The 8,956-nt window shown below is 37.5% G+C and carries 7 protein-coding genes; 3 read left to right on the top strand and 4 right to left on the bottom strand.

Annotation, left to right across the window (positions count from 1 at the left end; all coding sequences use genetic code 11):
• Positions 1 to 257 precede the first annotated feature (257 nt).
• Both elsL and ACTJJG_RS07610 read right to left on the bottom strand, forming a co-directional pair.
• On the bottom strand, positions 258 to 761 hold the full coding sequence (elsL, locus tag ACTJJG_RS07615) for a cell wall-recycling L,D-carboxypeptidase ElsL (protein ID WP_032056671.1): 504 nt from the start codon (positions 759 to 761) through the stop codon (positions 258 to 260).
• Between the two features lie 273 nt (positions 762 to 1,034).
• The gene (locus ACTJJG_RS07610) at positions 1,035 to 1,403 is read right to left on the bottom strand and encodes a YbaN family protein (protein WP_017400240.1); all 369 of its coding nucleotides are present in this window, start codon (positions 1,401 to 1,403) and stop codon (positions 1,035 to 1,037) included.
• Positions 1,404 to 1,506: 103 nt separating this feature from the next.
• Here ACTJJG_RS07610 and ACTJJG_RS07605 point away from each other — a divergent pair, with 103 nt between their 5' ends.
• From ACTJJG_RS07605 to dapE, 3 genes are all read left to right on the top strand, one after another.
• The gene (locus ACTJJG_RS07605) at positions 1,507 to 2,388 is read left to right on the top strand and encodes a DUF1853 family protein (protein ID WP_032056672.1); all 882 of its coding nucleotides are present in this window, start codon (positions 1,507 to 1,509) and stop codon (positions 2,386 to 2,388) included.
• A gap of 123 nt (positions 2,389 to 2,511) precedes the next feature.
• Positions 2,512 to 2,655 carry an entericidin A/B family lipoprotein gene (locus tag ACTJJG_RS07600; protein ID WP_014207555.1) on the top strand — a complete coding sequence of 48 codons (144 nt, stop codon included), beginning with the start codon at positions 2,512 to 2,514 and terminating at the stop codon, positions 2,653 to 2,655.
• Positions 2,656 to 2,781: 126 nt separating this feature from the next.
• Positions 2,782 to 3,918 carry a succinyl-diaminopimelate desuccinylase gene (gene dapE / locus ACTJJG_RS07595; protein ID WP_005072799.1) on the top strand — a complete coding sequence of 379 codons (1,137 nt, stop codon included), beginning with the start codon at positions 2,782 to 2,784 and terminating at the stop codon, positions 3,916 to 3,918.
• Between the two features lie 34 nt (positions 3,919 to 3,952).
• Here the strand turns inward: dapE and ACTJJG_RS07590 are convergent, their stop codons facing one another.
• Both ACTJJG_RS07590 and ACTJJG_RS07585 read right to left on the bottom strand, forming a co-directional pair.
• Positions 3,953 to 4,420, bottom strand: coding sequence for a hypothetical protein (locus tag ACTJJG_RS07590; protein ID WP_069119201.1), 468 nt, complete (start codon positions 4,418 to 4,420; stop codon positions 3,953 to 3,955).
• Complete coding sequence (locus tag ACTJJG_RS07585; RefSeq protein WP_069119206.1) at positions 4,420 to 8,925, bottom strand: hybrid sensor histidine kinase/response regulator; 4,506 nt, start codon at positions 8,923 to 8,925, stop codon at positions 4,420 to 4,422. Before ACTJJG_RS07585 ends, ACTJJG_RS07590 begins: the two co-directional genes overlap by 1 nt.
• Between the last annotated feature and the right edge of the window lie 31 nt (positions 8,926 to 8,956).

Raw genomic sequence — 8,956 nt, 5'->3', positions numbered from 1 at the left:
GCCGACATTCTGCTTGTAAGGCAGACGCTCTACCAACTGAGCTAAGCGCCCTTAACGTCTTCATCGTTTGTGAGGTGCATTATAGAGAATCTTTAACAGGTGTCAAACGCTTTTCGACAACTTTTCAAAAAAATGCGAATGAATGATTAAAAATAAGTCATTATTAAGTAAAAAACAATTTTTTGTATTTTATTTAAGCACTTATTTTAATATTTTGATCATTCAGCTAATTAAATAAGAATTTTTAAAATCTTATTTTAGGTTAAAGATTGCTCAGACAAATAAACCAATGCATCTTCAGCGACTAAATCAAACAACTCAATGATTTCTTCATTACGCATTCGAATACATCCATGTGACATGGGAACACCCATCGGTTCTTTATCAGGTGTGCCATGAATATAGATATAACGCTGCATGGTGTCGTGGCCATCACCTTTATTAAAGCCTTCTTCTAAGCCATCTAACCAAAGAATGCGTGACAATATCCAATCTCGTTCAGGGAATTGTGCTGCAAGTTCACTACTATAGACCTCCCCTGTGGGCTTACGTGCAATAAAAACCGCATTTTGAGGAGATTGTGCACCAATTTTTTTTGCAACCCTATGCCATCCACGTGGAGTCCTACCAGTATTCTCTTGCTCACCGATTCCGTTCTTTCCGGTAGAAATGACATAAAACTTATTATGTTTAGGCAAAGTTAATGTTTGATTTACTAAATCGATGAGGACATCTGCATCTTCGAGCTTAAATTGAGACATTGAACTTATTCTCTTATATCAACTCAAATACTTTGAGTTTAAGTAAAAATTTATATGAAGAACTTGTCTTGCGCCAAAATTAAAAGATTATCAATCTTCTCTTATCTACGCGCGGTTTCACCGCTTGTCTTGCGCCAAAATTAAAAGATTATCAATCTTCTCTTATCTACGCGCAGTTTCGCTGCTTGTCTTGAGCCAAAATTAAAAGATTATCAATCTTCTCTTATCTACGCGCAGTTTCACTGCTTGTCTTGCGCCAAAATTAAAAGATTATCAATCTTTTAATTTTGGCTCAGGGCGTAGCCATAACCAAACTGCAACGATGAACATGGTAGTATCAGTAAAAACCTTGACCCAAAGCGGTGCTGAAGTAAATAGCATTATAAGGCCACTGATTGCCATCATTATGCTTGCAATCCATTTGGCTTTACGTGGTACTGTACCATTGGCTCGCCAATCACGTAATGTTGGGCCGTATTTGGGATGGTTTAATAACCAATCATCCATTTGTGGCCATCCCTTTGAAGCTGCCCATGCAGCCAGAATCAAAAACACTGTTGTGGGCATACCTGGTAAAATTGCTCCAATAATGCCTAGCGTGATAAAAATCACGACCAAAGAGCGCCAGAACAATGTTCGCATATATAAACCTTAACCTGCTGTTAGCTTTAGTATAAAGTGTTTTTCTAATATTGTTTGTTGATCCCGTATGAAATTAGGATGAATTACTTCGAGTATTAAATATATGAATATTGCCTCAGTGAAAACTTCCTATTTCGAACCATGGCTTCAATTTCAACATCCTATAGTGCGACAGCTGGCTTTTTGTATTGCTAGTCCAAATTTACTTTGCCAATTACCAAAAAGTTTTTCTATACAACACGACTTTAAGCTGCACCCAACCGAAATATGGGAAGAGCATTTCCAAAATTATTTACCACGTTTAAAAGAGCTCGATCAGTCACCAGAGCCTTTAATCCAGTTTTTATCTCAACTTAAAAGTACACGCTTAGGCTTACGCTTTGAGAATTTACTTTGGTTCTGGCTACAAGAGGATAATTATCATCCTTACCAACTCTTAGGTCACAGTATTCAAAAAATTGATGGAGCAAAAACTTTAGGTGAACTGGATTTTTTAATTTTAAATAAAGAAAATCAACAAATTGAACATTGGGAGGTCGCGTTAAAATACTATTTGGGCGAGGCAGACTTACATTTAGAGCAATGGATTGGATTAAACCGTCAAGATACTTTAAGCAAGAAGCTTTATCATTTTACGAATAAGCAATTCCAATTTTGTGAGGCATTAAATTTTAGGATTCAACAACGTTTTGCGGTTTTAAAAGGACAACTCTACCTACCACTTCAGTTAAATTCTCAAAAGTCGCTACCAGACTGGATAAATTTAAAGCGTCGTCTGGGATATTGGGGGACTACCATTCCCCATTCTTCTTTTTATCGATTGGAAAGACACGAATGGTTGTGTCCAAATAAAGAGCAGACTTCAAATCCAGCACATTGGTGGACAGACGGTCTATATTGTAAAAATAGTGAAGAGGTTTTGTTTTATATGTTTAGACATCCTTCGTACTTAAACATTAAGCCTCACCTGCAAAAATTAAGCTAATTAACAATAAGTTTTAAGCTTCTAGAAACATTTTATAACGTTTTTACTATTAAACAGTCATGTTTCTTTTTCCGTTTGTTTTTTAATCTAAATTTACTTCATTATTAAATTTAAACGGAGAAAATGATGAAAAAAGTTTTAGCTGCGTCTGTAATGGTTGCTGTTATTTTAACAGGGTGTAATACGTTTAAAGGTTTTGGGCAAGATGTTTCTAAAGCAGGTGATGCTGTAACAAATACTGCTGAAAAAACACAAGATAAAATGTAAGTTAGAGTTGTTACTTCAAAAACCTTATCATTCCGATAAGGTTTTTTTATTTTTACGTACCCATCCCTTAGAGATTCGCCTATTATATCGGACTATATTTCACCTGATCAGCACGCAATTTTCGGTATGAACCATTCAGACACTCTCTCGCTTAGCTTAGAACTGTTACAACAACCTTCTGTTACTCCTATTGATCATACATGCCAAACCATCATGGCAGACCGTTTAGCCAAAATTGGTTTTCATATTGAACCAATGCGTTTTGGTGAAGTTGACAATCTTTGGGCGCGTCGCGGAACTGAAGAACCTGTATTTTGTTTTGCCGGTCATACTGACGTAGTTCCGACAGGTAAGTTAGAAGCATGGAATTCAGATCCGTTTGTACCTGAAATTCGCGATGGAAAATTATATGGTCGTGGTTCGGCCGATATGAAAACAGCACTTGCAGCTATGGTCGTTGCATCTGAACGTTTTGTCGCAAAACATCCTGATCACAAGGGTTCGATTGCTTTTCTAATTACTTCTGATGAAGAAGGACCTGCTATTAACGGTACGGTTAAAGTGATTGAGACTCTTGAAAAACGTAACGAAAAGATGACATGGTGTTTGGTAGGCGAACCTTCTAGTACTCATAAATTGGGTGATATTGTTAAAAATGGTCGTCGTGGTTCACTTAATGCCGTATTAAAAGTTCAAGGTAAGCAAGGTCATGTGGCTTACCCACATTTGGCGCGCAATCCAATTCATGAAGCATCACCAGCTTTAGCAGAACTGTGCCAAACTGTTTGGGATAATGGAAATGAATATTTCCCAGCAACATCATTTCAGATTTCAAATATTCATGCTGGCACTGGCGCAACAAATGTCATTCCTGGTGCACTAGAAGTTACTTTTAACTTCCGTTATTCAACAGAAGTAACAGCAGAACAACTTAAACAACGTGTGCATGAGATTTTAGATAAACACGGTTTACAGTACGAAATCGTTTGGAATCTTTCTGGTTTACCATTCCTAACACCTGTGGGTGAACTCGTTAATGCAGCGCAAACTGCTATTTTGAACGTAACGGGTACTGAAACTGAGCTTTCAACGAGTGGTGGTACTTCTGATGGTCGTTTTATTGCTCCAACAGGCGCACAGGTATTGGAATTAGGTGTTCTAAACGCAACAATTCATCAGATTAACGAACATGTTGATGTACAAGACCTTGATCCACTAACTGATATTTATGAGCAAATTTTGGAAAATTTATTAGCTAAGTAAAAGTTAAAAAGGAACTCAAAATGAGTTCCTTTTTTTATAGATGAAATGAATTTTGAATATATTGCAAATTAGGAACATGGTAGCGTTGATTGTCCATACGAATATATTTAAATACAGTTGGGTGCTGTAAAGACTCTTGTATATTTTCATTTTCATCTACGACTTCAGAAATACGCAGACGAACTGAAACTGGCATCGATTTACACACAAGTGCAAAACGTTGACTAATGTCTTCGCTTTCAATGACTAAAGCTACTGCTCGAGAATCTATTTCGTTGTGAACCGAATAAACAGGGAGTTTTACATCATGCCATTCAATATGCTTGATACCGTTTTTAACATCCATAGCAGATAACACTATATTTTGCGGTAATAGCATCGGTACTTGCTGATGACATTCAATAATATATGCATCAATAAAACCAGTTGAGACAGTAATTAAATGCTGAAGCTCTTGCTGGTCCATTTCATTAATTAAGGATGTACTTATATTACTTTTCATTAGGCAAGTCCCCCTTCAAATGTCATGAATAACGCATCAATATTGTGAAGTAAGTCTTCTTCTTGGAAAGGTTTACCCATGTATTGGTTCACACCTAAAGTAAATGCTCGTTCACGGTGTTTTTCACCAGTTCGTGATGTAATCATAATCACTGGCATATCTTGATGTAGATCATGATGTCGAACGAGGTTAAGTACCTCAAAGCCATCCATTCGCGGCATTTCAATATCAAGTAACATGAGATCTGGTTTAATATTTTCCAACTGCTCAATGGCATCAACCCCATCTTTAGCTGTAACTACATCATAGCCATGACGTTCAAGTAAGCGAGACGTCACCTTACGTACAGTTACCGAGTCATCTACAATCATGATAAGTCGTCGCTCGTCAGACTCGCGTTGTCTATAGATAGTTTCATTAAGCGATTTATGTCGGCGAGTAGATTGAATTTGGCGAGCAATATTTTGTCCATCTAAAATTAGACAAACTTGGCCATCACCTAAAATAGTTGCTCCTGCAATCGCACCAATGCTAGAGAATTGTTGTCCTATTGGCTTAACTACAATCTGTGCGCGTGAGCCAATCAGTTGGTCAATTAATAATGCGACGGTTTGTCCATTATTTGCCTTAATCATTAATACTGGTAATGAATACATCATTCCACTTAAGCGCGGAATTGGTTGATTACCAACAAACTCAGATAAATAACGTAATGGATAACGCTTATTTTCAAATTCAAAGAGCTCTTGTGCACTTCCGAAATATTGTTCTAATGATGCTGGTGAAACTCGTACAATTCGATCAATCTGAGCCAATGGAATTGCAAATTGCTGATCAGCAACTTTAACCATTAAAGCATCACTAACAGCTACTGTCGTTGGAACACGTATGGTAAAGACAGTTCCCTGCCCGTATACAGAGTCGACACTCACATGGCCACCTAAGGCCTTAATATCACTTTGCACGACATCCAGCCCTACACCACGACCTGAGATCTGAGTGACTTGATCGGCTGTACTTAAACCAGGATGGAAAATCAGCTGTAAAATATCTTGATGTTCTAATACTTGCTCTGGATTAATCAAACCAGACATTAACGCCTTTTGACGAACCTTCTCGATATCAATACCTTGCCCATCATCCTTAAATGTAACTACAACATCTGTACCTTGACGATGAATATTGAGTTCAATACGTCCCGTTTCTGGTTTCTGCGCTTGCTCACGTTGCGCACGGTCTTCTAGTCCATGGTCAATTGCGTTTCTAAGCATGTGCTCAAGTGGCGTAACCAAACGTTCTAACATTGTCCGGTCCAGCTCGCCTTCTGTATTATTAACAAAAAGCTCTGCTGGTCGATTTAACGCGGTAGAAGTCTGCCTCACAATTCTTTGCAGACGAGGCAACAATCGAGAAAATGGTACTAAGCGTGTTCGCATAAGACCTTCTTGAATTTCAGCCTGAATACGCGATTGCTGTACCAATAAACCTTCAGTGTCTCTGATCTTTTCAGATAATGTATTTTTAAAATCTACTAAATCCGATGCAGACTCGGCAAGAGACTTTGATAACTGATTTAATGAAGAATATTGGTCCATCTCTAAAGGATCAAATTCCGTATAACGTGAGTTCTCAATACCGTGTTTTGCAATAATTTGGGTTTCTAATTCGCCTTCCATTCGACGCAACTGATCTGCAAGTCGCTGAATAGCCAATTCCATTTCCGCTAAGGTATGACCAAATTGGCTTAAATCCATTTCAATTCGCGAACGGTTAATCGAATTTTCACCAGACAGATCAATCATTTTTTCAATTAAATCTGCCGAGACTCGAATCATCTCATTATTTTGATCAAGGCGTTGTACTTGTTCCCACTCACCCATCATTGGCGGTGGTTCTGTACCGTCACCTTGCACAAAACTCATTACAGGTTCCGTGCTGAATAGATCAGTTCTAGTTAACTTACTAGGAATTTGAATTGCTGTTTCAATGAACTGGATATTTTCCAGACTTTGTTGTAAACCATCGAAGTGTTGATAATTTTGTTTAAAAATTGCCTCTTTTAACCAGACAATTGCACTCTCTAATAAGTTGTCATAAATATTTGAGCTGAAATGATGAAGCGCAAACTGTTCAAAAGCATTCTCAAGTTGATAAGCAATCGCTTGCACGGTTTCAAGTCCCAACATACGGGAACCGCCTTTCAAGCTGTGCACTGCCCTTTGTAGTTGAAGCAAGATACTACGGTTAGTACGTTGCTCGAACCATTGTTTTAATAAGTGATCGGCCATTTCTAATAGTTCGGCCGCTTCCTCCATGAATGTCTGCTCGACAACAGAATTAATATCCTGATCTGGGATACTCTCTGTATGATCGTGATCAGCATAAAGAACCTGTAATTCAGTTTGCTCAACAAGTTGATTACTAGACTCAGCAATCTGCTCAGAAGCAGAAGTTAACTCACTGAGGTTTAACGCCGTATTATTTATCGCTTCTTGTTGTAATACTTCAAAATTTAATTCAGGTATAACATACGTTTCAGGTTCTGTTTTGCTCTCTTTAATATGAGAATCAAATACCTGACCTGCATTTTTAAGTGCTTGAATAGTATGAGAAGCAGCATAATCTAGGTGCTGTTCACGCACTATTTGAAGACGGTCAGCCAAGTCATCTTGAACTAGTCGAATAAAATCAATGAGAGCAGACGAAACTATCAACTGTTTTTGAATTAAACGCTCATAAATACTTTCTAACTCATGTGCAATTAAACCAATATAAGTTGCCTGAATCATATTTGCCCCACCTTTTAAGGTATGCAAATAACGCATCAGATTATTGAGAGCGGCAAAGTTTTCTTGATCATTAACCCAAAGATTAAGATCTGTATCCATTCCCTCAAGCAACTCATCGGCTTCTTCAAGAAAAATATCTAAAAGATCTGGATCAAAATGACGGTTTACATGCTCAGACGAAATAAACTGTCGATCTAGTTGTACACTCTGTCCTATGGTGACCTGATCAGTGAATACATTTTCTATCAGAGGTTCATTCGCCGTTTGTTCAACTTCAGCATTAAACAATGGTTCAAAAACGTCTTGATGAGTTTCTAATGATTCGGAATTAAGATTTGGAATATATTGAGTATATAGTTTTAGCTCATCCAAGACATTTTGGTGTTGCTCGATGATACTTACTCTTTGTCCCGCAGCTAATGCATCAAATAACTGAATTAATTGTTGGTGCGCTTTTTGATAAATTTCAAAAATATAATCTGATTGCAATAAATCAGGTCGATCAAGCAATATGTCGTAGCTTTCTTTCAACTGGTTAGTATATTCATATAAACCAATCATTGCCTGCGACTGAGTATGTTGCAGCAAAACATCTGCTTGTTCACTTAAACGTTCAAGATAATGAGGAAACTCTGTACGTATTCCCTTCTCAAAGTCTAATTCCGCATCAAGTAATTCAGCAACATCTAGCTGTAATAGCTGAGACACTAAACCATGTGGAGGCATGAGTGGGCTCGAATGCTCACCATGCTGCTCCATGTAAGCATCCCAAACCTGATTAAATTTTTGTAGATCAGATTCCAATTGCTCAGTAGAGCAATGTGCAGCCAATAGATCTAAACTATTTCGAATAAACTGACGATAATCACGGAGTAATGAAACTTCTTCTGAATGAGAAGAAAGCTCTTCTTGTAATAGTATTTTAAATAAATGCTCAACTTTGGTACTAGCTTCAAAGATTGGTTCTACATGAGCCATGGCAGAGCTGCCACGTAATGTATGTAACGCACGTATTAGAGCATTATAACTTTCATGCTGATGTATTTCTTTTTCCAAAAACTGATCAATTGTCGCTAAGTGCTCTTCTGCTTCTTCCATAAATAAAATTAAGGTTTCAGCAAGAGTCTGTTCAGTTTCTATAGCAACTTCTGGAGTCAAAATAGTTAAAACTTCTGTAGATTCTGGTTCTAAGTCATTCGCTTCTAAACCAGTTTGAGTTTCAGCAGTAAGAATATCTGATAATAATAAAAGTTCGTCTAACGCGGGTTCTATACTTTGCTGTTGCTGTAATTGTTGTCCCAATAAAATTAGGGGCCTAAAGTCTAGGGTATGATTTTTTTTTGATTTGAAGTCATCTACTAACTTAAAGAAATAGAACTTAAATACCAACTGAACATATTGTTGGATGTCAGGAGTTAATCCGAGACTCTGATTGATTACCCGATTAAGCGTATCTTCCACAGTCCAAGCAAGCTCAGCAGAAGATTTGGCCCCAATCATTCGCCCTGAACCTTTCAATGTATGAAAATGACGGCGGATTTCAGTAAGCGTAGCAACATTTTCAGATTGCATCCATTCGTGAATCAAAGATTGTAATTCAACAAAAATTTCTTCAATTTCTTCGACAAATATTTCAAGAAATTCATCATCTTGTTGAGAGTAGCTATCTTCCGGTAGCATCATTGCTTCAGTTAAAGTTTTTAATATTTCTTTCATAGCAAAGGCTTCTTTTGCTTGTCTCCTAAAT

This window comes from Acinetobacter sp. 22512 (assembly GCF_052044755.1).
GTDB classification, from domain to species: domain Bacteria; phylum Pseudomonadota; class Gammaproteobacteria; order Pseudomonadales; family Moraxellaceae; genus Acinetobacter; species Acinetobacter pittii.
The sequence above is the reverse complement of the archived record's forward strand: the minus strand, read 5'-3'. Positions and strand labels throughout refer to the sequence as shown.

What these genes read in the sequence shown, in the direction of transcription:
- ACTJJG_RS07585 (WP_069119206.1), bottom strand. Translation starts at nt 8,925, where the DNA reads ATGAAAGAAATATTAAAAACTTTAACTGAAGCAATGATGCTACCGGAA.
- ACTJJG_RS07600 (WP_014207555.1), top strand. Translation starts at nt 2,512, where the DNA reads ATGATGAAAAAAGTTTTAGCTGCGTCTGTAATGGTTGCTGTTATTTTA.
- dapE (WP_005072799.1), top strand. Translation starts at nt 2,782, where the DNA reads ATGAACCATTCAGACACTCTCTCGCTTAGCTTAGAACTGTTACAACAA.
- ACTJJG_RS07590 (WP_069119201.1), bottom strand. Translation starts at nt 4,420, where the DNA reads ATGAAAAGTAATATAAGTACATCCTTAATTAATGAAATGGACCAGCAA.
- ACTJJG_RS07605 (WP_032056672.1), top strand. Translation starts at nt 1,507, where the DNA reads ATGAATATTGCCTCAGTGAAAACTTCCTATTTCGAACCATGGCTTCAA.
- elsL (WP_032056671.1), bottom strand. Translation starts at nt 761, where the DNA reads ATGTCTCAATTTAAGCTCGAAGATGCAGATGTCCTCATCGATTTAGTA.
- ACTJJG_RS07610 (WP_017400240.1), bottom strand. Translation starts at nt 1,403, where the DNA reads ATGCGAACATTGTTCTGGCGCTCTTTGGTCGTGATTTTTATCACGCTA.